Annotated in this window: 20 protein-coding genes and 1 other RNA gene; 12 read left to right on the top strand and 9 right to left on the bottom strand. The window is 67.4% G+C overall.

What is annotated here, in order from left to right; genetic code table 11:
• The first annotated feature begins 107 nt into the window (after nucleotides 1-107).
• The 8 genes from ffs (at nucleotide 108) to ACFWP0_RS29425 (ending at nucleotide 7,546) form a co-directional block, all read left to right on the top strand.
• Nucleotides 108-205, top strand: an RNA gene (gene ffs, locus ACFWP0_RS29460) — signal recognition particle sRNA small type.
• A 151-nt stretch (nucleotides 206-356) separates the two neighbouring features.
• Nucleotides 357-2,564, top strand: coding sequence for a DNA polymerase III subunit gamma/tau (locus tag ACFWP0_RS29455; protein WP_377848273.1), 2,208 nt, complete (start codon nucleotides 357-359; stop codon nucleotides 2,562-2,564).
• A gap of 45 nt (nucleotides 2,565-2,609) precedes the next feature.
• Entirely contained in the window at nucleotides 2,610-2,936 is a 327-nt protein-coding gene (locus ACFWP0_RS29450; RefSeq protein WP_057283582.1) for a YbaB/EbfC family nucleoid-associated protein, read from the top strand.
• A 21-nt stretch (nucleotides 2,937-2,957) separates the two neighbouring features.
• The gene (gene recR / locus ACFWP0_RS29445) at nucleotides 2,958-3,566 is read left to right on the top strand and encodes a recombination mediator RecR (protein WP_377848271.1); all 609 of its coding nucleotides are present in this window, start codon (nucleotides 2,958-2,960) and stop codon (nucleotides 3,564-3,566) included.
• Between the two features lie 68 nt (nucleotides 3,567-3,634).
• A complete protein-coding gene (locus tag ACFWP0_RS29440) occupies nucleotides 3,635-4,894 on the top strand; it encodes a CaiB/BaiF CoA transferase family protein (protein ID WP_377848269.1) in 1,260 nt (419 codons plus the stop codon).
• An 11-nt stretch (nucleotides 4,895-4,905) separates the two neighbouring features.
• Nucleotides 4,906-5,946 carry an ABC transporter substrate-binding protein gene (locus ACFWP0_RS29435; RefSeq protein WP_377848267.1) on the top strand — a complete coding sequence of 347 codons (1,041 nt, stop codon included), beginning with the start codon at nucleotides 4,906-4,908 and terminating at the stop codon, nucleotides 5,944-5,946.
• Nucleotides 5,939-6,748, top strand: coding sequence for an ABC transporter ATP-binding protein (locus ACFWP0_RS29430; RefSeq protein ID WP_377848266.1), 810 nt, complete (start codon nucleotides 5,939-5,941; stop codon nucleotides 6,746-6,748). Before ACFWP0_RS29435 ends, ACFWP0_RS29430 begins: the two co-directional genes overlap by 8 nt.
• A gap of 3 nt (nucleotides 6,749-6,751) precedes the next feature.
• Nucleotides 6,752-7,546 (top strand): ABC transporter permease, encoded by a 795-nt coding sequence (locus ACFWP0_RS29425; RefSeq protein WP_377848264.1) that lies wholly within the window; start codon nucleotides 6,752-6,754, stop codon nucleotides 7,544-7,546.
• A gap of 25 nt (nucleotides 7,547-7,571) precedes the next feature.
• Here ACFWP0_RS29425 and ACFWP0_RS29420 read toward each other — a convergent pair whose 3' ends face one another.
• From ACFWP0_RS29420 to ACFWP0_RS29405, 4 genes are read right to left on the bottom strand one after another with little or no spacing between them, the layout of a single operon-like run.
• Complete coding sequence (locus ACFWP0_RS29420; protein WP_377848263.1) at nucleotides 7,572-8,147, bottom strand: biliverdin-producing heme oxygenase; 576 nt, start codon at nucleotides 8,145-8,147, stop codon at nucleotides 7,572-7,574.
• Nucleotides 8,144-8,806, bottom strand: coding sequence for a hypothetical protein (locus ACFWP0_RS29415; protein WP_377848261.1), 663 nt, complete (start codon nucleotides 8,804-8,806; stop codon nucleotides 8,144-8,146). The genes ACFWP0_RS29420 and ACFWP0_RS29415 overlap by 4 nt, the downstream gene beginning before the upstream one ends.
• Before the next feature lie 11 nt (nucleotides 8,807-8,817).
• Nucleotides 8,818-9,174: a response regulator gene (locus ACFWP0_RS29410; protein ID WP_377848276.1), complete on the bottom strand. Its 357-nt coding sequence runs from the start codon at nucleotides 9,172-9,174 to the stop codon at nucleotides 8,818-8,820.
• A gap of 25 nt (nucleotides 9,175-9,199) precedes the next feature.
• Entirely contained in the window at nucleotides 9,200-11,389 is a 2,190-nt protein-coding gene (locus tag ACFWP0_RS29405; RefSeq protein WP_377848260.1) for an ATP-binding protein, read from the bottom strand.
• Nucleotides 11,390-11,487: 98 nt separating this feature from the next.
• Here ACFWP0_RS29405 and ACFWP0_RS29400 point away from each other — a divergent pair, with 98 nt between their 5' ends.
• The gene (locus tag ACFWP0_RS29400; RefSeq protein WP_377848259.1) at nucleotides 11,488-12,015 is read left to right on the top strand and encodes a carboxymuconolactone decarboxylase family protein; all 528 of its coding nucleotides are present in this window, start codon (nucleotides 11,488-11,490) and stop codon (nucleotides 12,013-12,015) included.
• Between the two features lie 36 nt (nucleotides 12,016-12,051).
• On the opposite strand, the gene tal is transcribed toward ACFWP0_RS29400, so the two are convergent.
• Nucleotides 12,052-13,005, bottom strand: coding sequence for a transaldolase (tal, locus tag ACFWP0_RS29395; RefSeq protein WP_377848257.1), 954 nt, complete (start codon nucleotides 13,003-13,005; stop codon nucleotides 12,052-12,054).
• A gap of 234 nt (nucleotides 13,006-13,239) precedes the next feature.
• On the opposite strand from tal, the gene carA reads away from it, so the two are divergent.
• The 3 genes from carA (at nucleotide 13,240) to ACFWP0_RS29380 (ending at nucleotide 18,483) form a co-directional block, all read left to right on the top strand.
• Nucleotides 13,240-14,394, top strand: a complete 1,155-nt coding sequence (gene carA / locus ACFWP0_RS29390) for a glutamine-hydrolyzing carbamoyl-phosphate synthase small subunit (RefSeq protein WP_377848255.1) — start codon at nucleotides 13,240-13,242, stop codon at nucleotides 14,392-14,394.
• A 10-nt stretch (nucleotides 14,395-14,404) separates the two neighbouring features.
• The gene (carB, locus tag ACFWP0_RS29385) at nucleotides 14,405-17,644 is read left to right on the top strand and encodes a carbamoyl-phosphate synthase large subunit (protein WP_377848254.1); all 3,240 of its coding nucleotides are present in this window, start codon (nucleotides 14,405-14,407) and stop codon (nucleotides 17,642-17,644) included.
• A gap of 74 nt (nucleotides 17,645-17,718) precedes the next feature.
• Nucleotides 17,719-18,483, top strand: a complete 765-nt coding sequence (locus ACFWP0_RS29380) for an SDR family oxidoreductase (protein WP_377848252.1) — start codon at nucleotides 17,719-17,721, stop codon at nucleotides 18,481-18,483.
• 151 nt (nucleotides 18,484-18,634) lie between these two features.
• On the opposite strand, the gene ACFWP0_RS29375 is transcribed toward ACFWP0_RS29380, so the two are convergent.
• The 4 genes from ACFWP0_RS29375 to ACFWP0_RS29360 are packed head-to-tail and all read right to left on the bottom strand — an operon-like array spanning nucleotide 18,635 to nucleotide 23,020.
• A complete protein-coding gene (locus ACFWP0_RS29375) occupies nucleotides 18,635-19,279 on the bottom strand; it encodes a histidine phosphatase family protein (protein ID WP_377848251.1) in 645 nt (214 codons plus the stop codon).
• A gap of 27 nt (nucleotides 19,280-19,306) precedes the next feature.
• On the bottom strand, nucleotides 19,307-20,215 hold the full coding sequence (locus tag ACFWP0_RS29370; protein ID WP_377848249.1) for a LysR family transcriptional regulator: 909 nt from the start codon (nucleotides 20,213-20,215) through the stop codon (nucleotides 19,307-19,309).
• 10 nt (nucleotides 20,216-20,225) lie between these two features.
• Nucleotides 20,226-21,311, bottom strand: coding sequence for an ABC transporter ATP-binding protein (locus tag ACFWP0_RS29365; protein ID WP_377848248.1), 1,086 nt, complete (start codon nucleotides 21,309-21,311; stop codon nucleotides 20,226-20,228).
• Nucleotides 21,308-23,020, bottom strand: a complete 1,713-nt coding sequence (locus tag ACFWP0_RS29360) for an ABC transporter permease (protein WP_377848274.1) — start codon at nucleotides 23,018-23,020, stop codon at nucleotides 21,308-21,310. The genes ACFWP0_RS29365 and ACFWP0_RS29360 overlap by 4 nt, the downstream gene beginning before the upstream one ends.
• Between the last annotated feature and the right edge of the window lie 48 nt (nucleotides 23,021-23,068).

Here is a 23,068-nt window from a genome sequence, read left to right as displayed (position 1 = left end):
GGCGGGGGGGGGGGGGCGGGGGGGGCCCCCCCACATACCGCCCCTCGGGGCCCGCCGGCCGAGATTCTAGCGAGCAAGCGAAGCGCAGCTCTGCTAGAATCTCGGCTGGCGGGCCCCTTCGCATGGTTCGACGGTGAACCTGGTCAGGTCGGGAACGAAGCAGCCATAGTCGTTTAGGGTCAGTGCCGGAGTAAGGCTCGCCAACCGGATTCTTCAAAGCAGGTAGCGTTTGCTACACCGCTTTCAAAGGGGACGGGGTTATTTTCCAAGGATTCGTTCCACGGGAATAAGCCCGTCCCCTTTGCATTTCAGCCCGCTCACGAGTCCGCTCACAAAACAGGCTCTACAATCCAGCCATGACTTATCTGGTATTGGCCCGCAAGTGGCGGCCGCGATCGTTCGAGACCCTCGTGGGACAGGATCACGTGGTGCGTGCGCTTACCCATGCGCTCGACACGCAACGCCTGCACCACGCCTGGCTGTTCACCGGAACCCGGGGCGTCGGCAAGACCACGCTCTCGCGCATCCTGGCCAAGTCGCTCAACTGCGAAACAGGCATCACCTCCAAGCCTTGCGGCGTCTGTCGCGCCTGCACCGAGATCGATGCCGGGCGCTTCGTCGACTACCTTGAGCTGGACGCGGCGTCGAACCGCGGCGTCGAGGAAATGACGCAGCTGCTGGAGCAGGCGGTATACGCGCCGGGCGCGGGGCGCTTCAAGGTCTACATGATCGACGAAGTCCACATGCTGACCGGGCACGCGTTCAACGCCATGCTCAAGACGCTGGAAGAGCCTCCGCCCCACGTCAAATTCATCCTGGCCACCACCGACCCGCAGAAGATTCCGGTGACGGTGTTGTCGCGCTGCCTGCAGTTCAACCTGAAGCAGATGCCCGGCGATTCCATCGTCGGCCATTTGCAGGCCGTGCTCGGGCAGGAAGACGTGGGTTTCGAGGTGCCGGCCCTGCGCCTCATCGGGCAGGCGGCATCCGGCTCCATGCGCGACGCCCTGTCGCTGACCGACCAGGCCATCGCCTATAGCGCCGGCAACCTCACCGAGGACGCCGTGCGCGGCATGCTCGGCACCATCGATCAGCGCCATCTTGTCCGCCTGCTGGACGCGCTGTCCGCCGGCGACGCCAAAGGGGTGCTGGCGGTGGCCGACGAGCTTGCGATTCGCGGCTTGTCCTATGCCGGCGCGCTGGCCGACCTGGCCGTGCTGCTGTCGCGCGTGGCGATCGAGCAGCGCGTGACCGGCGTGACGCCGGCCGAAGATCCCCTGGCGGGCGACATCGCCCGTCTGGCGCAGGTTCTGCATCCTGACGCCGTGCAGCTGTTCTATTCCGTGGCGGTGCACAGCCGCAGCGAGCTGACCCTGGCGCCCGACGAGTACGCGGGCTTCATCATGGCCTGCCTGCGCATGCTGGCGCTCAATGGCGAGGCCGGCCCGCAAACCGCGCTGGAAGCGCCCGCCGCGCCCGCCCGTCAAACGGCGGAACCGGCAACGGCCGCCGCTGCGGCGGTTGCCACGCCAGCGGCCGCTGCGCCGGCGCCCGTTTCCGCACCCGCTGCGGCGCCTGCGTCCGTCGCCCCGCCGGCGCCCGTCGCGGAGCCAGTCGCCGCCGAACCGCCCGCTGCCCCGATCCCGGCGCCCGCCACCGATGCCGCCGCGCCTCAGGTCGCCGATACCGCGCCGGCCGCGGCTGAACAACCGGCCGCGCCGGCCGAACCTGCTCCGGCGCCAGCCGCCGCGCCGGCGCCGGCTGCGCCCGAATCCGTCGCTGCCGCTCGCGCGCCCCAAGCCACCGATGGCGGCAGCGTGCCGCCCTGGGAAGACCTGCCGGCCGACGCGCCCGCGGCAACCGCCAACCTGGCTTCCGGCAAGACGGCAGGCTCCGCCGCGCTGGCGGTGACGCCCGCCGCGGCGGCCGTCGCAGCCGCTCCCGCGGCGGATGACGGCGATGGCCCCCCGTCCTGGGTCGATGAAGAAATTCCCTTCGAAGCCGAAGGCGGTTTTGCGCCGGAAAGCGGTTTCACGTCCGATCCGGACGACGATGATTTCGAAACCCTGGCCACCGCGCCTTCGGCCGCACCCCAGCCGCCGGCCGCTCCCGCCAGGCGCGAGGGTCCGGCTCCCGCGCGCAAGCGCCAGTCGCGCGCCCGCATGGCGGACATGACCTCGGCCTTGTGGCCCGAATTGGCCGGACGCCTGCCCGTTACGGGCCTGGCCGCGGAACTGGCGCGCCAAAGCGAATGGGCCGGCGTGCAGGGCGATGCGATCGTCCTGCGCGTGGCCGTCAAGACGTTGGCCGAAAGCGAAAGCCGCGTCCGCCTGCAAACCGTGTTGTGCGAACATTTCGGGCAGGGCATACGGCTGGATGTGGAAGTCGGCGTCACCGGCGACGCCACCGCGCATGCCGTGGCGCAGGCCGAGCGCGCCGCGCGTCAGTTGGCCGCCGAAGACGCGGTTGCCGTCGATCCCTTTGTACAAGCGCTGGTGGCCGATTTCGGCGGCATGGTCGTGCCCGGCTCCATTCGCCACGTTGATCCCCCCGCCGCCGCCTGAAGCGGCGGCACTCTCTCATTCCCCTCGTTCAAGGAAGCATCCATCATGATGAAAGGACAACTGGCCGGCCTGATGCGCCAGGCGCAGCAAATGCAGGAAAACATGAAGAAGGCGCAAGACGCGCTGGCCGACATCCAGGTCGAAGGCGCCTCCGGCGGCGGCCTGGTAAAGGTCACCATGACCTGCCGCCACGACGTCAAGCGCGTTGTGATCGACCCGTCCCTGCTGGGCGACGACAAGGACATGCTGGAAGACTTGGTGGCCGCCGCGTTCAACGACGCGCTGCGCAAGGCTGAAGCCACTTCCCAGGAAAAAATGGCGTCGGTGACCGCCGGCATGCCGCTGCCCCCGGGCATGAAGCTGCCGTTCTGATTGCCGCAGCCCTAGGCCGCAATGGACCCTTTACTGCCTGAACCCGAGCCGCTGGTCTCGCTGATCGAGGCGCTGCGGCGCTTGCCCGGCGTGGGCGTGCGTTCGGCCAGACGCATGGCCTATCACCTGCTGCAGCATGACCCGCAAGGCGCGGACATGCTGGGGCGGGCGCTTGCGGGCGCGGTGCGGGACCTGAAGCACTGCGCGCGCTGCAACAGCTTTGCGGAAGAAGAGGTCTGCGGCACCTGCTCCAATCCCAAGCGGGACCCCTCGTTGCTGTGCATCGTGGAAACGCCGGCCGACCAGAACATGATCGAGTCCAGCCACGGCTACCGTGGCCTGTACTACGTGTTGATGGGCCGGGTGGCGCCGCTGGAAGGGATCGGCCCGCGCGAGCTGGATTTCGACCGCGTGATCAAGCGCGCGACCGACGGCGTGGTGCAGGAAGTCATCCTGGCCACCAACTTCACGGCCGAAGGCGAGACCACCGCCCATTTCCTGGGCGAAGCCCTGGGCGAGCGCGGCCTGCGGGTCACGCGCCTGGCGCGCGGCGTGCCGGCCGGCAGCGAGCTCGAATACGTGGACGCGGGCACTATCGCCTGGGCGCTGATGGAGCGCAAGATCACCTGAAGCTCGCGGCGCCAGAACGCCTTGCCGGCAATGTACCGGCAAGGCAAAAAATGTGAGGAAGACAAGCCATGTCAGCGCTGACCGGACTGAAGGTCCTGGAACTCGGCACGCTCATCGCCGGCCCGTTCGCCGCGCGCATCTTCGGCGAATTCGGCGCCGACGTCATCAAGGTGGAAACGCCGCACGGGCCCGACGGCACGGGCGGCGGCGATCCCATCCGGAGCTGGCGCCATCTGCACGAGGGCAATTCGCTCTGGTGGACGGTGCAGGCCCGCAACAAGCAATCCATTGCCCTCAACCTGAAAGATCCGCGCGCCCGGGAAATCGCCCGCAAGCTGGCGCTGGACGCCGACGTCGTGGTCGAGAACTACCGCCCCGGCGTGCTGGAGAAGTGGGGCCTGGGCTATGAGCAGCTGCGCGCCGTCAACCCGGCGCTCATCATGGTGCGCCTGTCCGGTTACGGGCAGACCGGCCCGATGAAGGACCAGCCGGGTTTCGGCGCAATCGGCGAATCCATGGGCGGCCTGCGCTACGTGTCGGGCCATCCCGACCGCCCGCCGCTGCGCGTCGGCATATCGATCGGCGACTCCATCGCGGCGCTGCACGGCGTGATCGGCGCCATGATGGCGCTGCGCCACCGCGACGCCACGGGCGGACGCTGGAACGGCAAGGCCGGCGAGGAATCGCGCGCGGGGCAGGGCCAGATGGTGGACGTGGCGCTGTACGAAGCCGTGTTCAACATGATGGAAAGCCTGGTCCCCGAGTACGACGTGGCCGGCGTGGTGCGCGAACGCACGGGCGGCGCGCTGCCCGGCATCGTGCCCTCCAATACCTACACCACCCGCGACGGGCAGAACATTGTCGTCGCCGGCAACGGCGATGCGATCTTTCACCGCCTGATGCGCGCGATCGGCCGCGACGACCTGGCCGAAGACCCGGACCTGGTGCGCAACGACGGCCGCGCACGCCGTGTCGACGAGATCGACGGGGCGATCCAGCAGTGGTGCGGCGCGCGCGAAATCGAAGCGGCGCTCGATGCGCTCAAGAACGCCGACGTGCCCGTGGGCAAGATCTACAGCGTGGCCGACATGTTCAGCGATCCGCAGTTCCTGGCGCGGCGCATGATCGAGCAGCATCGCCTGGCCGACGGCAGTCCGGTCAAGCTGCCCGCGGTGGTTCCCAAGCTGTCGGAGACCCCCGGCCAGACGCGCTGGGTAGGCCCGGAATTAGGGGAACATACCGAGGAAGTCCTGAAATCGCTGGGGTATGATTCAGCGGCTATCGACGAGCTGGCAAAGACCGGCGCTATCGGTAAACCCGACAACTAGGAGACAAACCAATGTCAGTCACCCGCCGTGAACTGCTCAAGATGGCCGGCGCCGCCGGCGTCATGGGCATGGCCCCCGCCATCGTGCGCGCGCAGAAGCTCGAAAAGTCCAAGGTCCAGATCGCAGTCGGCGGCAAGCCGCTGATCTATTACCTCCCGCTGACCATCGCGGAAGCGCGCGGCTACTTCAAGGACGAAAAGCTGGACGTCAGCATCGCCGACTTCGCGGGCGGCTCCAAGGCCTTGCAGGCCGTGGTGGGCGGCAGCGCCGACGTTGTCTCGGGCGCCTTCGAGCACACGCTGTCCATGCAGTCCAAGGGCCAGGCGTATCGCGCCTTCGTGCTGCAGGGCCGCGCGCCGATGATCGGCGTGGGCGTATCCAAGAAGACCCTGCCCAACTACAAGGGCCCGGCCGACCTGAAGGGCAAGAAGATCGGCGTGACCGCGCCCGGTTCGTCCACCAACATGGTGGTCAGCTTCTTCCTGGCCAAGCACGGCCTGAAGGCTTCCGACGTCTCCTTCATCGGCGTGGGCGCGGGCGCCGGCGCGGTGACCGCGGTGCGCAGCGGCCAGATCGACGCCATCTCCAACACCGACCCGGTGGTCTCCATGCTGGAAATGCCCGGCGAAATCCAGATCATCGTCGACACGCGCACGCTCAAGGACACCCAGGAAATTTTCGGCGGCAACATGCCGGCGGGCTGCCTGTATGCGCCGCAAGCCTTCATCGACGCCAATCCCAACACCACCCAGGCGCTGACCAACGCGCTGGTGCGCGCCAACAAGTGGATCCAGAAGGCCGGCCCCGACGAGATCGCCAAGGTCGTGCCGGAAGCCTACCTGCTGGGCGATCCGGCGGTGTACAAGGCCGCGCTCGCCAAGAGCATGGAAGGCCTGTCGCCCGACGGCATGATCCCCGAAGACGGCGCGGCCACCGCGCTCAAGGCGCTGGCCGCCTACCAGGCGGATTTCGACGGCGCGAAGATCGACCCCTCCAAGGTCTGGACCAACGATTTCGCGCGCCGCGCCAACGAGAAGTATGCCAATGGCTGAAGCCGCGCTGTCGCTGGAAAACATAAGTTGCACCTTTGTCTCGCGTGACGACCGTTCGCAGCGCTACACCGCCGTCAGCGACACGACCCTGGCCATCGCGCCAGGGGAGTTCGTGTCGGTGGTGGGGCCGACCGGTTGCGGCAAGTCCACCCTGCTCAACGTCGGCGCCGGCCTGCTGGCGCCGTCGTCGGGGCAGGTGAAGGTGTTCGGGCAGCCCCTGTCCGGCATCAATGCCCGCGCGGGCTACATGTTCCAGGGCGAGGCCCTGCTGCCCTGGCGCAGCGCGCTGGACAACGTAGTCGCCGGGCTGGACTTTGCCGGCGTGCCCCGCTCGGAAGGGCTCGAGCGCGGCCGGGAGTGGATGCGCCGCGTCGGCCTGGGCGGCTTCGAGGGCCGCTATCCGCACCAGATGTCGGGCGGCATGCGCAAGCGCGCCATGCTGGCCCAGACCCTGATCCGCGACCCCGACATCATCCTGATGGACGAGCCGTTCTCCGCGCTGGACATCCAGACGCGCCAACTCATGGAGAACGAGGTCCTGGACCTGTGGATGGCCAAGCGCAAAGCCGTGCTCTTCATCACCCATGACCTGGACGAAGCCATCGCCATGAGCGATCGCGTCATCGTGCTGTCGGCCGGCCCCGGCACCCATCCCATCGGAGAATTCGCGATCGACCTGCCGCGTCCGCGCGACGTGGCCGAAGTGCGCACCGATCCGCGCTTTGTTGAGTTGCACGCCGCCATCTGGGGCGTGCTGCGCGAAGAAGTGCTCAAGGGCTATGCCCAACAGAAGCGAGTCTGATTCATGGCCAAGCTGATCAAACCCGGTACCGCCAGCCTGCGCTTCTGGCAGTTGCTGCTGCTTGTCGTCATCCTGGCCGTCTGGCATTTCGCGTCGCGCGACCCCAAGGTGGCGTTCTTCTTCGGCGAGCCGCTGAAGGTATGGGGCCGCATCTGGGCCTGGTTCATCACCAACGCGGATATCTACAGCCACCTGTGGGTGACCCTGTCCGAAACCGTGCTGGCGTTTTTCATCGGCACCATCGCCGGCCTGGGCTTCGGCCTGTGGCTGGGGCTGTCGCCGCTTGCCAGCGCGATCCTTGATCCCTACATCAAGGCCGCCAACTCGATGCCGCGCGTGATCCTGGCGCCCATCTTCGGCATGTGGTTCGGCCTGGGCATCTGGTCCAAGGTGGCGCTGGCGGTGACGCTGGTGTTCTTCATCGTCTTCTTCAACGTCTACCAGGGCGTGCGGGAAGTCAGCCCGACCTTGCTGGACAACGCCCGCATGCTGGGCGCGCGCCAGCGCCAGCTGCTGCGGCACGTGTACCTGCCTTCGGCCACGAGCTGGGTGTTCTCCAGCCTGCACACCTCCGTGGGCCTGGCCTTCGTGGGCGCGGTCGTGGGCGAATACCTCGGGTCGGCAAGCGGGGTGGGCTACCTGATCCTGCAGGCGGAAGGCACGTTCGACGTGAACACCGTGTTCGCGGGCATTCTCGTGCTGACCGCCTTCGCGCTGGTGCTGGACATCATCGTCGGCGTGGGCGAAAAGCGCCTGATGAAGTGGCAGCCCAAATCGGGCGAAACCGAAAAGCTGTAGCAGGCCGGCCGCCGCGCGGCGGGCCTCACGCCCGCAGCGCGTGCCGGCTGCGCAGCCAGGCCGTCAGGCTGTCGAAGGCGTCGCGGGCGCCTTGCAGGGCATGCGCCTCGCGGCCCTGCGCGCCGGCCTCGCTGTCCAGGTATTGCAGGAACCCCTTCCACAGCGGTCCCACCTGCTCTCCGTATCCCTGCAGATAGCGCAGGGGCAGGGCGGGGGCGACGTCTTGCAGGCGCCTGGCCAGGAAACGCCCGCCCAGCTGCGATCCTTCCACCACATAGGCCACGCCCAGCGCGTAGGCGTCGGCCGCGGCCAGCGAGGGCACGTCCGCGCAGCGCGGCACGGGCGCGGCCTGGCCGGCGTCGGCCAGGTCGGCGCGCAGCCACGCGCTCTTGCCGGCGCGCGCGGGCGCCTGCAGGCCCTCGGGCCAGTCGAGCTGCCAGAGCCGCTGCTCCAGCGGCTCCAGCCAGCCGAGCAGGGCGCGCAGATAGTTCAGGTAGCCCGCGCGGTCGACGTCGCCGCTGGCCAGCGCCAGGCCCTGGTCCAGCGTTTCGTGACGGTCGCGCGTGCCTTCGCGCAGCACTTGATGCACCGGTGAAATCATGTCGGCAGCTCGCTTGTCGGTGAGGTGGCGGGCAGGTGGAGCGACCAGCATCCGGCCTGTCGTTCCAGGCGCCAGCCCGCGGCGGCGGCCAGAAGCTCGACTTCGCGCGGGTCGAAGGCCGGCGGTTGCGCGGCGGCGGGCGCGGGGCCTTCTGGAAAACGGGCCCGCCAGACGCCAGGCTCCGAGGTGTCCAGCACGAGTTCGGCGTCCGTGGGCAGCAAGGGCAGCAGGCACAGCAGCCAGGTCAGCACGAGGTAGCGCGAGCTGAACTGCGGCAGTTCTGCTGGCGCAATGTCCTTGGGCCAGCGGACGCTGTGCCGCGACAGCAGCAGGTGCGAGAACAGCAGCTTGCGGCATTCGTGGAAAAGGTCGTCGGCAAATGCGATGGCGCCGCTGTCGGTCAGCCACTGATCCAGTTCCCGGACGATGCCCACGCTTTCCTCCAGCATGCCGGTCAGGTCGCCCGCCAGGCGCTGGCAGCGCTGCTGCAAGGCCTCGGCGTTGGCGCCGTCGGGCGTCTGGCGCAGCATGGCGGCGGCCAGCGAAGCGTTCGACAGCGGCCCCACGACCTCATGGCGCAGGACGGGAAAGATCTGGGCAAGAACCTTGAACTGCACACCCCTTGCCGCCAGGGCGCTGAAGGGGTCGGGGGGCTTCATGGGGGGCGCCATCAGCCCGCTTCGCGCAGGATGGCCAGCAGCGCTTCCGGGTCGGCCGGCTTTTCGATCCACCCGTTGAACATGCTGTCCGCGCCGTCGCGCCGTTCGTGCCGGGCGAGTCCGCTCAAGGCGTAGATGCGCGGCGGCGCCGTGCGTTCGCGCAGGCGGTGAGCCAGCTCGTAGCCGTCCATGTCGGGCAGCAGGATGTCCACCAGCACGGCTTCGGGCGCGAAGGTTTCCGCCAGTTGCAGGGCTTCGCCGCCCGTGGCGGCGCAGCGCGTTTCCAGGCCGGAAAGCGCCAGGAACTCGGCCAGCAGTTCCGATCCCATTTCGTTGTCGTCAACCAGCAGGACGCGAATCGCGCGCACGTCGTTCAAAAGGCGTCTCCCGAGTTCAAGAGGGTTGGGGCGCATGCATTGCGCGCGGCAGCGTCACCGTGAAAATGACCAGCCCGTCGCGGCAGTCGACCGAGATCTCGCCGTCGTGGTCGCGCACGACCCGCTCGGCGATGTACAGGCCCAGTCCCAGGCCGTTGCGATTGCGCGATTGGCCCAGCGATTCCGGCTTGAACGGCGAAAACAGGTGCGCCAGCAAGTCTTCGGCGATCGGCGCGCCATGGTTGATGACGCGCAGTTCGATCAGGTCGCCCGCCTGCGCGGCGCGGACCAGTATGGGCTGGCGCGGCGCGCCGTGCTGGCGCGCGTTGCTCATCAGGTTGGTGATGACCTGCGCGATGCGGTCCGTGTCGGCCATGAGGCTCAGGCCGGGCTGCACGTCGGGTTCGATGCGCAGGCCGGGATAGGCCTGGCGCTTTTCCTCGATCAGGCTGTCCAGCAGCGCCGAGAGATCGCACGGCCGCTTTTCAATGCCCAGGCCCATGCCGCCCTGCAGGCGGGACAGGTCCAGCACTTGCGAGATCAGGCGCTGCATCCGGCCGCTGGAATAGCGGATGCGCTCGCCCATGCGTGCGCCCGAATCCGTCTTGGACAACAGGGTGGCGGCCATGGAGATGGATTGCAGCGGATCGCGCAGGTCGTGGCCCAGCATCGCCAGCAGCGCGGTGCGCGCCCGGTCCACGTCCGCCGCGCGGCTGGTGGCGATGTGGGACAGTTCGTCGCGCAGGTTGTCGGCCGCGTCCAGTTCGGCCTGCAGCCAGGGCGTGCAGGTGCCGCGCACGACTTCGCGCCAGGCTTCGAACGAGCCGCGCGGCGTCAGGCGCGGGCCCATGCTGCCCACCGCGTACTGCTTTTCAGGCTTGCCGCCCCACACGACGGTTTCGATCTGCTCTTTGCGCAGCCAGATCAGCCACCCGTTGTTCATGGGGTCGAACTTGCAGGCGAGCAGGCCTGCGTAGGGCACCAGATCGGTGTGCAGCTCGGGGTAGTCGCGCGCGATGTTGGTGGTGTGGACCAGGCGTTGTCCGCTCTGGTCCAGCGCGCAAAGAATGCCGGCCAGTTCGCCGCGCGGCGCGATGCCGCCGAACACCGTCACGCTGTTGCCCCACAGGCACAGCGCGGCATCGCTGGGGATGAGCGCCGCGGGCGTCTCATGTCCGCCCGACAGCGCCAGATGGACGTTTTCCGATGCGGAAACGCGTTCGGTCAGTTCGCTGACCAGCGCGGCGTTCTGGCGCGCCTGTTCCGCGCGCTCGTTGCCTTCGATATTGGCCACCGCCGCGGACAGCACCTGCGCGAGCGCTTCGCATGCCAGGCGGGCAGGGTAGGGGATCGGGCGGGGCGCATGGTGATGGCAGGCGATCATGCCCCACAGCCGGCCGCCCACCACCAGCGACAGGCTCATCGACGCCCGCACGCCCATGTTCGCCATGTACTCCAGGTGGACCGGCGATACGCTGCGCAGCACGCAGAAGCTCATGTCCAGCGGCCGGGGATCGGGCGACGGCGCGGCCAGCACGCGGACGGGCTGGTAATTGGCGTCGGCGATCTGGCGCAGGGTGTTCACGGTGTAAAGCCGGCACGCCTGCTCGGGAATGTCGCCCGCGGGATAGCGGCGGCCCACCCAGTCCTCCAGCGTGCCGCGGCGCTGCTCGGCCACGATCTCGCCGCTGTCGTCGGGATGGAAGCGGTAAGCCATCACCCGGTCGAATCCGGTGGACCGCTGCACTTCGCGCACCATGCTTTCCAGCAGGCCCTGGATGTCGCGCTGCCGGCGCACCCGCTCTATGCCGCGATAGATGCGCGCCGGATCCGCGATTTCGGTGTTGTCGGCGCGCTGCTCAAGCTCGATGATGGTCAGGCCGTCGGCGTTGCGGTGGCCGATTACGTCGTAGGTGTCCGTGTCCAGCGCGATGGTCAGGGGATCGAATATGGGGTCGGATTTATCCTGCCAGACGGACAGGTAATGCGCCAGGCCCGGGGGCAGCACGCCGGGCGCGCAGCGCTGGCCCAGCGTCAGGGTGGCGCCCAGGGTTCCCGCCGCGTTTTCGCTGGCGTAGCGCAGCGTTCCGTCCGCCCCGAACGCGAGCAGCGCGCCCAGCGGCTGGATGGCGCCCGGTACGTGTATCGGTTCGCTATCGCAGTTCGCGAGCGTGACTGGCGGATGGGATTGGGTGGGCGCATTCATTCGTGGGGGGGACCGGAGACGCGCAATGTGCTGTCATTATGTCAAAGATATTGTACGAATGTGTGCATTTGCAGCCCTTTCACCTTTCTGGAGTTTCCATGGCCCGTCTACCCTACGCTGATCTGACTCATCCCGATGCACGGCCCCTGGTCGAGCGCATCGTCGCCGAACGCGGGAGCGTGCTGCACCTGTACCAGATGCTGCTCCACAGCCCCGCCGTGGCGGGCGGCTGGCTCAACTACCTGACGTCCATCCGCCAGCTCAGCACCTTGCCCGGGGATTTGCGGGAACTGGTGATCATGCGGGTGGCGGCGATCAACGGCGCGCCCTACGAAGCCGACCAGCACGCCCCGATCGCCCTGAAAGAGGGCGTGTCGCAGGCGCAGCTCGATGCGCTGGACGCTTGGGAAACCTCGGATCTGTTCAGCGAACGCGAAAAGGCGGTGCTGGCCTATACCGACGCCATGACGCGGCAGGTGCAGGTGCCTGAAGCGGTGTTCCAGGCGGCGCGGGCCGCCATGGGTTCGGAAAAGCTGGTGGTCGAGCTGACGGCCACGGTCGCGGCCTACAACATGGTGTCGCGCTTCCTGGAAGCGCTGCAGGTGCACTCCCACGACCACCGCTGACCAGCCCGCGCGGCCGGGGGCCGCGCGCGTGCCGGCTCAGGCGCGCTGCGCCTCGATCAGGGCATCCAGCTTGACGGCGTCGGCCACGAACAGGCGGATGCCTTCCGACAGCTTTTCGCTGGCCATCGCGTCTTCGTTCAGCAGGGTGCGGAACGTGACCTCGTCGGCCCCGATGCGGGCGATGTCGCCCTTGGCGTCGCCGGCGCGCAACTGCGCCGGGGCGTCGCCTTGGGTGCCGGCCAGCTTGTTCAGCAGGTCGGGGCTGATCGTCAGCAGGTCGCAGCCCGACAGGGCCAGGATCTGGCCGACATTGCGAAAGCTCGCGCCCATGATCTCGGTGGCAATGCCGAAATGCTTGTAATAGCGGTAGATCCGCGTGACGGACAGCACGCCCGGGTCTTGGGCGCCCGCATTGTCGCCTTCCACCCACGAGGCCCCGGCCGATTTCTTGTGCCAGTCGTAGATGCGGCCGACAAAGGGCGAGATCAGCTGCGCGTGGGCGTCCGCGCAGGCCACGGCCTGGGGCAGCGAGAACAGCAGGGTGAGGTTGCAGCGTATGCCTTCGGACTGCAGCGCCCGGGCGGCCTGGATGCCCTCCCAGGTCGAGGCGATCTTGATCAGCACGCGCTCGCGCGGAATGCCGGCGGCTTCGTACAGGGCGATCAGGCCCCGGGCGCGCTCGATCGTGGCGCGCGTATCGAACGACAGGCGGGCGTCCACTTCGGTCGACACGCGGCCCGGCACGATGTCAAGGATGGCGCGGCCAAAGGCGACCAGCAGGCGATCCATGAGTTCGGCCGTGGAGGCGCCGCGGTGTTCGCGCGCGGTCTTTTCCAGCAGGGGACGGTAGGCGTCCTGCTGAACGGCTTTCAGAATAAGGGACGGGTTGGTGGTGGCGTCCGTGGGACGCAACGCCTTCATTGCTTCGAAATCCCCGGTGTCGGCGACAACGGTGGTGTGATCGCGCAGGGCGTCAAGTTGGCTGGACATGGACGATACGGCTCGCGGCAGGCTAGGGTTGAAGGTGTTCCTAGCGTATCACCGACGCTGCAGGCTTGCCGTCGGCCGGACGAACGGCGGCAGGTCGGGCAAGCGGCGCCGAGGGCGCCGGAAAACAGGCGAAACCACCGATTACGGCCTTATTTGGCGCGGTTCGCCGGGGAAAGCGCGCGGTCAAGGTATAATCCGAAGGTTTGATTATCGATTCTAAAACCGGGGTTTACTGTGCTGCCGCAACTTTTTCCCGAGGGGATCAACCGCTTCCCTCCTGCAATTCTGGCTCTGGCGGACGGTACCATTTTTCGAGGCGTGTCGATCGGTGCGCCGGGGCATACCGTTGCCGAAGTGGTGTTCAACACCGCGATGACCGGGTACCAGGAAATTCTCACCGATCCCAGCTATAGCGGCCAGATCGTTACGCTGACCTATCCGCACATCGGCAATACCGGCGTCAACGCCGAAGACGTGGAAGCCAACCGCGTCTATGCCGCCGGCCTGGTGGTCCGCGACTGTCCCGCCCGCGTGTCGAACTTCCGTTCCACGCAATCCTTGCCCGAGTACCTCTCCGAGCAGGGCATCGTCGCCATTTCCGGCATCGACACCCGCAAGCTCACGCGCATCCTGCGCGAGAAGGGCGCCCAGGGCGCGTGCATCTTCGTGGGCACCGACGCCGAGCGCGCCGTTGAGCTGGCCCGCGGCTTTCCCGGCATGACCGGCCAGGACCTGGCCAAGGTGGTGTCGATCAAGGCCAGCACCGACTGGACCCAGGGCACCTGGGACCTCGAAGAAGGCTATACGTCGCCCGAGCAGTCCAAGTTCCATGTGGTCGCCTACGACTACGGCGTCAAGAGCAACATCCTGCGCCTGCTGGCCGACCGCGGCTGCCGCATCACGCTGGTGCCGGCCCAGACCAGCGCCGAAGAAGTCTTCAAGCTCGATCCCGACGGCGTGTTCCTGTCCAACGGCCCCGGCGACCCCGAGCCCTGCGACTACGCCATCGACGCCACGCGCGCCTTCCTGGACAAGAAGCTGCCGGTGTTCGGCATCTGCCTGGGCCACCAGATCATGGGCCTGGCGGTGGGCGGCAAGACCGTCAAGATGAAGACGGGCCATCACGGCGCCAACCATCCCGTGCAGGACCTCCAGTCCAAGCGCGTGTTCATCACCAGCCAGAACCACGGTTTCGCGGTCGACGCGGCCAGCCTGCCGGCCAACACGCGCGTGACCCACGTCTCGCTGTTCGACGGCACGCTGCAGGGCTTCGAGCTCACCGACCGCCCGGCCTTCTGCTTCCAGGGTCACCCCGAAGCCAGCCCGGGTCCGCACGACATCCTGGAACTGTTCGACAAGTTCATCAGCCTGATGTCCGGCCAAAAGTAAAGATTGCATCATGCCCAAGCGTACAGACCTAAAAAGCATACTCATCATCGGCGCCGGCCCCATCATCATCGGGCAGGCCTGCGAATTCGACTATTCCGGCGCGCAGGCGTGCAAGGCGCTCAAGGCCGAGGGCTACCGCACCATCCTGGTGAACAGCAACCCGGCCACGATCATGACGGATCCGGAAACGGCCGACGTCACCTACATCGAGCCCATCACCTGGCAAGCCGTCGAAAAGATCATCGAGCGTGAAAAGCCCGATGCGCTGCTGCCGACCATGGGCGGCCAGACCGCGCTGAACTGCGCCCTGGACCTGGCCCACCACGGCGTGCTGAAAAAGCACAACGTGGAACTGATCGGCGCCAACGAGCACGCCATCGAAAAGGCCGAAGACCGCCAGAAGTTCAAGCAGGCCATGACCGACATCGGCCTGGAATCGGCCAAGTCGGGCGTCGCCCACAACATGGACGAGGCCTGGGAAGTGCAGCGCCGCATCGCGGCTGAAGTCGGCACCTCCGGTTTCCCCGCCGTGATCCGCCCCAGCTTCACGATGGGCGGTTCGGGCGGCGGCATCGCCTACAACGCCGAAGAATTCGAAACCATCTGCCGCCGCGGCCTGGAAGCCTCGCCCACCAGCGAACTCCTGATCGAAGAGTCGCTGCTGGGCTGGAAGGAATTCGAGATGGAAGTGGTCCGCGACAAGGCGGACAACTGCATCATCGTCTGCTCCATCGAAAACCTGGACCCGATGGGCGTGCACACCGGCGACTCGATCACCGTGGCGCCGGCGCAAACGCTGACCGACAAGGAATACCAGATCATGCGCAATGCATCGATCGCGGTGTTGCGCGAGATCGGCGTGGATACGGGCGGCTCGAACGTGCAGTTCGCCGTCAATCCCAAGAACGGCCGCATGATCGTCATCGAGATGAATCCGCGCGTGTCGCGTTCGTCGGCGCTGGCCTCCAAGGCCACCGGCTTTCCCATCGCCAAGGTCGCCGCGCGCCTGGCCGTGGGCTACACGCTGGACGAGCTCAAGAACGAAATCACCGGCGGCGCCACGCCCGCCTCGTTCGAACCGTCGATCGACTACGTCGTCACCAAGGTGCCGCGTTTCGCCTTCGAGAAATTCCCCACCGCCGACGCGCGCCTGACCACCCAGATGAAGTCCGTCGGTGAAGTCATGGCCATCGGCCGCACCTTCCAGGAATCGTTCCAGAAGGCGCTGCGGGGCCTGGAAGTGGGCGTCGACGGCCTGAACCAGAAAACCACCGATCGCGAGAAGCTGCAGATCGAACTGGGCGAGCCCGGTCCGGAACGCATCTGGTACGTGGGCGATGCCTTCGCGCAAGGCTTCACGCTGGACGAAGTGCACAACATCACGCACATCGACCCGTGGTTCCTGTCGCAGATCAAGGAAATCGTCGACATCGAACTGGCGCTGGAACAAAAGACGCTGGCCGACCTGGACTACGCGACGCTCTGGGAACTCAAGCGCCGCGGCTTCTCCGACCGCCGCCTGGCCTTCCTGCTGGATTCCTCGGAATCCGAGGTCCGCAAGCTGCGTCACCAGTTGAACGTGCGCCCGGTCTACAAGCGCGTCGACACCTGCGCCGCCGAATTCGCCACCCGCACCGCCTACATGTACTCCACGTACGAGGAAGAGTGCGAAGCCGCGCCCACCGACCGCAAGAAGATCGTGGTGCTGGGCGGTGGCCCGAACCGCATCGGCCAGGGTATCGAATTCGACTACTGCTGCGTGCATGCCGCGCTGGCGCTGCGCGAAGACGGGTACGAGACCATCATGGTCAACTGCAACCCGGAAACCGTCTCCACCGACTACGACACGTCGGACCGCCTGTACTTCGAACCGCTGACCTTGGAAGACGTGCTGGAAATCGTCCACAAGGAAAACCCCGTGGGCATGATCGTCCAGTACGGCGGCCAGACGCCGCTGAAGCTGGCGCGCGCCCTGGAAGCCAACGGCGTGCCCATCATCGGCACCAGCCCGGAATCCATCGACGTCGCCGAAGACCGCGAGCGCTTCCAGAAGCTGTTGAACAAGCTCGGCCTGCGCCAGCCGCCCAACCGCACCGCGCGCACCGAGGGCGAGGCCCTGGCCCACGCCGCCGAGATCGGCTACCCGCTGGTCGTGCGCCCCAGCTACGTGCTGGGCGGCCGCGCCATGGAAATCGTGCACGAGCAGCAAGACCTCGAGCGCTACATGCGCGAGGCCGTGAAGGTCAGCAATGATTCGCCCGTGCTGCTGGACCGCTTCCTGAACAACGCCACCGAAGTGGACGTGGACTGCCTGGCCGACGGCGAAACCGTCTTCATCGGCGGCGTCATGGAACACATCGAGCAGGCCGGCGTGCACTCGGGCGACTCGGCTTGCAGCCTGCCGCCTTACTCGCTCTCGGCCGAAGTCATCGCCGAGATCAAGCGCCAGACCACGATGATGGCCAAGGCCTTGAACGTCAGCGGCCTGATGAACGTGCAGTTCGCGATCCAGGGCGGCGACGTCTACGTGCTGGAAGTGAACCCGCGCGCATCGCGCACGGTGCCCTACGTGTCCAAGGCCACCGGCCTGCAGCTCGCCAAGATCGCCGCGCGCGCCATGGCCGGCCAGACCCTGGCTGCCCAAGGCATCACCAAGGAAGTCGTGCCGCCTTACTTCTCGGTCAAGGAAGCCGTGTTTCCGTTCGTGAAGTTCCCGGGCGTGGACACCATCCTGGGCCCGGAAATGAAGTCGACCGGCGAAGTGATGGGCGTGGGCATGAGCTTCGGCGAGGCCTTCGTCAAGTCGCAGCTGGCCGCCAGCGTGCGCCTGCCGGAATCCGGCACGGTGTTCATCAGCGTGAAGAACCAGGACAAGCCCCGCGCCGTGGAAGTGGCGCGCGGCCTGCACGCCCTGGGCTTCAAGCTGGTCGCCACGCGCGGCACCGCGGCTGAAATCGAAGCCGCCGGCATCCCCGTGCAGTTGGTGAACAAGGTCACCGAAGGCCGTCCGCACATCGTCGATATGGTGAAGAACGGCGAGATCGCGCTGGTCATCAACACCGTCGAAGAGCGCCGCAACGCCATCGCCGACTCGCGCACCATCCGCACCCAGGCGCTGGCCGCCCGCGTGACCTTCTTCACGACCATCGCCGGCGCCCGCGCCGCGGTCGAAGGCATGCAGTACCTGCGCCAAGGCCTGGGCCTGCAGGTTTACTCGCTGCAGGAGCTTCACGCTTCCTTGCAGGGATAAGCCGGCAGTCAACATTAGGGCACGCGAGAGCGTGCCCTAATTCTTTGCAACGCGACAACAGGCATCAGGCAGACATGGACAGAGTCTTCATCACCGGCGCCAGCAGCGGCCTGGGCCGCGCCCTGGCGCAGCAGTACGCGGCCAGGGGCGCCACCCTGGGCCTGCTGGGCCGCCGCGAAGGCGCACTGCGCGCGCTGGCAGCCAGCCTGCCCGGAGAGCACCGCTGCTACGCCGTGGACGTGCGAGACCGTCAGGCCCTGCACGCGGCGGCGCAGGACTTCATCGCGTTCTGCCAGGGACGGGTGGACGTCGTCATCGCGAGCGCCGGCATCAGCGCAGGCACGTTGACGGACCACGGCGAGGACTACGACGTCTTCAAGGCCATTGTCGACACCAACCTCTTGGCCACCGTTTCCACCTTCGAACCCTTTATCGCGCCGATGCGCGCCGCGGGCTCGGGGCGCCTGGTGGGAATCGCCAGCGTGGCCGGCGTGCGGGGACTGCCGGGGGCGGGCGCCTACAGCGCCTCCAAGTCGGCGGTGGTGACCTACTGCGAGAGCCTGCGGCTGGAGCTGGCCGCGCAAGGCATCCGTGTCGTGACGATCGCGCCCGGCTACATCAAGACGGCCATGACGGCCCACAACCCGTATTCGATGCCGTTCCTGATGGAAGCGGACGCATTCGCCGTGCGCGCGCAGGCGGCGATCAGCCGGGGCACGAGCTACACGGTGATCCCGTGGCAGATGGGCGTGGTGGCCAAGCTGATGCGGCTGCTGCCCAATGCGGTCTACGACAGGCTGGCGCGCAACGCCCCGCGCAAGCCGCGCAAGGCGGTCTGAGACCTTGAGAACCGGTGTCAGACACCGAAACCCGGTGTCTGACACCCAGGCGAGACGGCCTTAAGGCGACACAACCGCTCCATGGGTGTCAGACACCTGGCGACCTGGCGATGGGTGTCTGACACCTGGCGAACAATCGCTGGACACCCCTTCAAGGCACGACGTCGTCCCCGACCTCGGCCGCCACATGGCCTACGTCGCCCCAATCCAGCACTTCCCACTTGCGCCCCTGCACGCCCACGCGGTTGATGCTGACATTGAGCAGCGCCGCGTCGCGCGGCGCGTTTAGCGGTACACCCGACGCATGGCGCCAGATGATGTCCAGCACGCCGCCGTGGGTGAACATCAGGATGCGTTCGCCATCGTGACGGCTGGCGATATCGTCCACCGTCGAGATGACGCGCGACTGGAACTGGCCCAGCGTTTCGCCGCCGTCCAGCGGGCGCAGCGGATCGCGGCTCTTCCAGGCGGCAGCGGCCTCGGGGGCCAGCACGTCGATGCGGTCGTGGTCCAGGCCTTCCAGCACGCCAAAGCCGCGTTCGCGGATGCCGGGCTCTACGCGCACGCGCAGGCCCAGCTGTTCGGACACGGGCACGGCCGTAGCGTGCGCGCGCTGCAGGTCGCTGCTGTAGATGGCGTGCACAGGCGTGTGGCGGGCCTCTTCGCGCAGGCGCGCGGCCAGCAGGCTGGCCTGGTTGACGCCGAATTCGTTCAGGGGGATGTCTTGCCAGCCTTGCAGGCGCCGCTGGCGGTTCCAGTCGGTTTCGCCATGGCGGATGAACCAGATTTCAGTCATTACGAGTCTTGATGCGGGGATTGAGGCTTAGATCTGGGCCGGCGCGATGGGAGCGCGCGGTTTCCAGATGGCCTGAATGATCGAGCTTAACGCGACCAGGGCGGGCTCGCTAGCGCGCTCGTAAGGCAGGATGAAACCCAGCACGGCGTCGACGCGCGCCTGGCCCCAGACGATGAAGTCATTGGAGGCCGCGCCCGCCAGGGCGGTTTCCTCGCGCAGCAGCGCGCAGCCGGCGCCCGCCCGGACCAGCGCTTCCAGATTGGCCTGGTCGTCATTCTGCATCACGACGCGCGGCGACAGGCCGTGGCGTTCGAACATGTCGCGCAGCAGCAGGTGGGTGTGGCTGCCGGAAGGGCCGTCCAGCCACGGCAGCTGCGCCACCTCGCGCCAGCCGCCACGCTTGAGCACCGCCGCGTGTTCCTTGGGCATGGCGATGCGGTAGCGCACGCTGCGCAGGGGCAGCCAGAGCACGCCGCGCGAAGCATTGGCCGCGATGGTCAGCGCGGCAGGCAGGCGGCCGGTGCTGACCTGCTCGGCCAGCGCCGCGGCGGGCTGCGTCTGGGTCTTGAGCTCCACCAGCGGCAGGCGCTGCGCAACGGCCGATGCCAGTTCGCCCAACCGTAGGAAATCGGGCTTTTCGCTGGGCACGCCCAATTCCACCACGCCGTGCAGGCTGCCCTGCAGCTGCTGGGCCTCGGACTTGAATTGCGCGCCCAGCACCAGCAGCGACTCCGCCGTGGGCAGCAGCACTTCGCCGGCCTTGGCCAGGGCCAGGCGGCCGCCGCTGCGGTCGAACAGCGCCACGCCCAGGCTCTGTTCCAGCGCCTTGATCTGCGCGGTCACGGCGGGCTGGGTCAGGGACAGCGCCTCGGCCGCCTTGGTCAGGTTGCCCAGCCGGGCGACCGTGACGAAGGCGCGGATCTGATAGATTTCCATGGCCGCAAGTTTAGGCCGCCAGCAGCCGCACTTGCGTAGGCTCCAATCCGACCGACACGGGCGCGCCCACCGGGAAGGGCGACAGCCCGGCCAGATGCGACTGGTCCGCCGTCAGCCGCTGTTCGCCCACCAGCACCTGATAGCGCGTGAACTCGCCCAGGAATTCGCTGCTCTCCACGACGCCCGGCAGCCAGACGTAGCGCGCGTCGCCCAGGCCGTCCGCCATCTCGATCTGCACCGTGTGCGGCCGGAAGCTCGCCGCCAGCCGCGAGGCGGCCGGCGCGTCGCCGGTCAGGGGCAGATGCAGGTCGCCCACGCCGTCCACCGCCAGCACCACGCTGCTGCTCGTGCGTTCGCGCACATTGCCTTCCAGCACGTTCATCGTGCCCACGAAGTTGGCGACGAAGCGGTTCACCGGATAGTCGAACAGCGTGCTGGGCGCGCCGATCTGCTGCACCACGCCGTGATCCAGCACCGCCATCCGGTCGGCCGTGGTCATGGCCTCTTCCTGGTCGTGCGTGACGAAGATGGTGGTGATGCCCAGCCGGCGCTGCAGGCTGAGCAGGTCCTGGCGCATCTGCACGCGCAGCTTCTTGTCCAGGTTGGACAGCGGCTCGTCCAGCAGCAGCACCTGCGGTTCGATCACGATGGTGCGCGCCAGCGCCACGCGCTGCTGCTGTCCGCCCGAGAGCTGGTTGGGGCGGCGCTTGGCGTACTGGGACAGCCCCACCAGGTCCAGCGCCGCTTGCGCCTTGGCGCGGATCTCGGCGCGCGGCAACTTGCGCTCGACCAGGCCGAAGGCCACGTTGTCCCACACGGTCATGTGCGGCCACAGCGCATAGTTCTGGAACACCATGCCGATGTTGCGGTTCCAGGGCGGGGTGCCGCTGATGTCCTTGCCGTCCACCAACAGCTGCCCCGCGCTGTGCCGGTTGAAGCCCGCGATCAGCCGCAGCAGCGTGGACTTGCCCGATCCGGACGGCCCGAGCAGGGCGAAGAATTCCCCGGGCTCGATGCTGATGCTGACGTCCTTGAGCACCTCCGTCTTGCCGTAAGACAGCCGGATGTTGCGGCATTCGACGCTGACTTTCTTCATGGGGATTCCCCTTCATTGCGAGCCGGCCGCTGGCGCGCTGAAGCGCGCTCTACCAGCAGGTGCGATACATACGTGCCGATGGCCACCGCGGCCACCGCCAGGACGCCTAGCGCCGCGCCCGGGCCCCGGCCCGCCGCGCTTTGCATGTACAGATAGATGCCGTAGCTCATGGGCGCCTGGCTGTCCTTGGTGACCAGCATGATGGTGGCGGACAACTCGACGGCCGCCGTCACGAAGCTGGTCACAAAGCCTGCCAGCATGCCGCCGGCCATCAGCGGCACCACGACCCTGCGTATCGTGGACAGGCGCGTCGCGCCCAGGGATTGGGCCGCTTCCTCCAGCGATACGTGGATCTGCTGCAGCGCGGCCACGCAGGAGCGCAGCGCATAGGGAAGCCTGCGCACGGAGTAGGCGAGCATGATGATGATCCACGACGAGGTCAGCAAGGTGCCCGTGCCCGGCAGTTCGATGCCGCGGAAGGTGCGCAGGAAGCCGATGGCCAGCACGATGCCCGGAATCGCCAGCGCGGCGGACGCCAGGAAGTCCAGCCATTGCCTGGCCGGCAGCCGGGTGCGCAGCATCAGGTAGGCGATCGCGGTGCCCAGGATCACGTCGATCCCCGCGGCCAGGCCGCAATAGAGCAGGGTATTGGCGATCATGCCCTGCGACTCGGAGAACACCGCCGAGTAGTGCGCCAGGGTGTAGCCGTCCGGCAGCGGCGCATAGCTCCACACGGTGGCGAGCGACAGCAGCAGCACGCCCATGTGCGGAGACAGCACCAGCAGCAACACCAGGATGATCCAGCCATAGGCCAGCACGCTTTCCAGCGGACGCAGCTTGCGCTTCTGGATGGAGCTGCCGCCCTTTTGCAGGGTGGAGTAGTCGCGCCCCTTGAGCACGCGCGCGGACAGCCACAGCGCAAGGATCGAGAACCCGACCATGATCACGCTGATCACATAGCCCAGCGGATCTTCCAGGCCCACCTGCGTGATGCGCAGATAGGCCTGCGGGGCCAGCATGTTGGTCGTGCCCAGCACCAGCGGCGTGCCCAGGTCGTCGAAGACCTTCACGAACACCAGCGAGGCGCCGGCCACATAGCCCGGCAGCGCCAGCGGAAAGATCACCCGGCGGAACAGGCGCAGGCCGCGCGAGCCCAGGTTGAAGGCCGCCTCCTCCATGGCTCCGTCGATGTTGCGCAGGGCTACGACCAGGTTCATCAGGATGAAGGGGAAGTAGTGGATCGCCTCCACGAAGATGACGCCGTTCAGCCCCTCCATGAAGGGAATCGTGAAGCCGAACCAGTCGTTGAGCAGCAGGTTCACGCTGCCCGAACGGCCGAAGATCAGCTGCATGGCCACCGCGCCCACGAAGGGCGGCATGATCAGCGGCAGCACGCCCAGCGTCTGGATCAGGAGCGCGCCGCGGAAGTCGAAGCGCACCGTGAAGTACGCCAGCGGCACCGCGATCAGCGAGGCCAGCAGCGCCGACCAGCCCGCCACGTACAGGCTGTTGAAGAAGGCCTCCTGCATCAGGGGCTGGCTGAAGAATGCGCCGAAGTGGCCCATCGTGAAGCTGCCGTCGGCATTCACGAAGGCGCTGTAGAACACCGTGCCGACCGGCACGGCCAGGAAAAGCAGCAGAAAGCCGAACACCAGGAGCGCCGTCAATACGGGGCCGGCGGGCAGGCGTGAATGGCTCGGATGATTCATCGAGATTCCCGAAATCGTTGCCAGGGGCGGCCGCGGACGGCGGCGGGC

It is taken from the genome of Achromobacter sp. NPDC058515 (assembly GCF_042721735.1).
Classification (GTDB): Bacteria; Pseudomonadota; Gammaproteobacteria; order Burkholderiales; family Burkholderiaceae_B; genus Achromobacter.
Note: the sequence above shows the minus strand (reverse complement) of the source record. Positions and strands in the feature narration are given on the sequence as shown.

Excerpts from the sequence above, each read along its gene's own strand:
- ACFWP0_RS29455 (WP_377848273.1), top strand. The coding sequence starts at position 357 with ATGACTTATCTGGTATTGGCCCGCAAGTGGCGGCCGCGATCGTTCGAG.
- ACFWP0_RS29450 (WP_057283582.1), top strand. The coding sequence starts at position 2,610 with ATGATGAAAGGACAACTGGCCGGCCTGATGCGCCAGGCGCAGCAAATG.
- recR (WP_377848271.1), top strand. The coding sequence starts at position 2,958 with ATGGACCCTTTACTGCCTGAACCCGAGCCGCTGGTCTCGCTGATCGAG.
- ACFWP0_RS29440 (WP_377848269.1), top strand. The coding sequence starts at position 3,635 with ATGTCAGCGCTGACCGGACTGAAGGTCCTGGAACTCGGCACGCTCATC.
- ACFWP0_RS29435 (WP_377848267.1), top strand. The coding sequence starts at position 4,906 with ATGTCAGTCACCCGCCGTGAACTGCTCAAGATGGCCGGCGCCGCCGGC.
- ACFWP0_RS29430 (WP_377848266.1), top strand. The coding sequence starts at position 5,939 with ATGGCTGAAGCCGCGCTGTCGCTGGAAAACATAAGTTGCACCTTTGTC.
- ACFWP0_RS29425 (WP_377848264.1), top strand. The coding sequence starts at position 6,752 with ATGGCCAAGCTGATCAAACCCGGTACCGCCAGCCTGCGCTTCTGGCAG.
- ACFWP0_RS29420 (WP_377848263.1), bottom strand. The coding sequence starts at position 8,147 with ATGATTTCACCGGTGCATCAAGTGCTGCGCGAAGGCACGCGCGACCGT.
- ACFWP0_RS29415 (WP_377848261.1), bottom strand. The coding sequence starts at position 8,806 with ATGAAGCCCCCCGACCCCTTCAGCGCCCTGGCGGCAAGGGGTGTGCAG.
- ACFWP0_RS29405 (WP_377848260.1), bottom strand. The coding sequence starts at position 11,389 with ATGAATGCGCCCACCCAATCCCATCCGCCAGTCACGCTCGCGAACTGC.
- ACFWP0_RS29400 (WP_377848259.1), top strand. The coding sequence starts at position 11,488 with ATGGCCCGTCTACCCTACGCTGATCTGACTCATCCCGATGCACGGCCC.
- tal (WP_377848257.1), bottom strand. The coding sequence starts at position 13,005 with ATGTCCAGCCAACTTGACGCCCTGCGCGATCACACCACCGTTGTCGCC.
- carB (WP_377848254.1), top strand. The coding sequence starts at position 14,405 with ATGCCCAAGCGTACAGACCTAAAAAGCATACTCATCATCGGCGCCGGC.
- ACFWP0_RS29380 (WP_377848252.1), top strand. The coding sequence starts at position 17,719 with ATGGACAGAGTCTTCATCACCGGCGCCAGCAGCGGCCTGGGCCGCGCC.
- ACFWP0_RS29375 (WP_377848251.1), bottom strand. The coding sequence starts at position 19,279 with ATGACTGAAATCTGGTTCATCCGCCATGGCGAAACCGACTGGAACCGC.
- ACFWP0_RS29370 (WP_377848249.1), bottom strand. The coding sequence starts at position 20,215 with ATGGAAATCTATCAGATCCGCGCCTTCGTCACGGTCGCCCGGCTGGGC.
- ACFWP0_RS29365 (WP_377848248.1), bottom strand. The coding sequence starts at position 21,311 with ATGAAGAAAGTCAGCGTCGAATGCCGCAACATCCGGCTGTCTTACGGC.
- ACFWP0_RS29360 (WP_377848274.1), bottom strand. The coding sequence starts at position 23,020 with ATGAATCATCCGAGCCATTCACGCCTGCCCGCCGGCCCCGTATTGACG.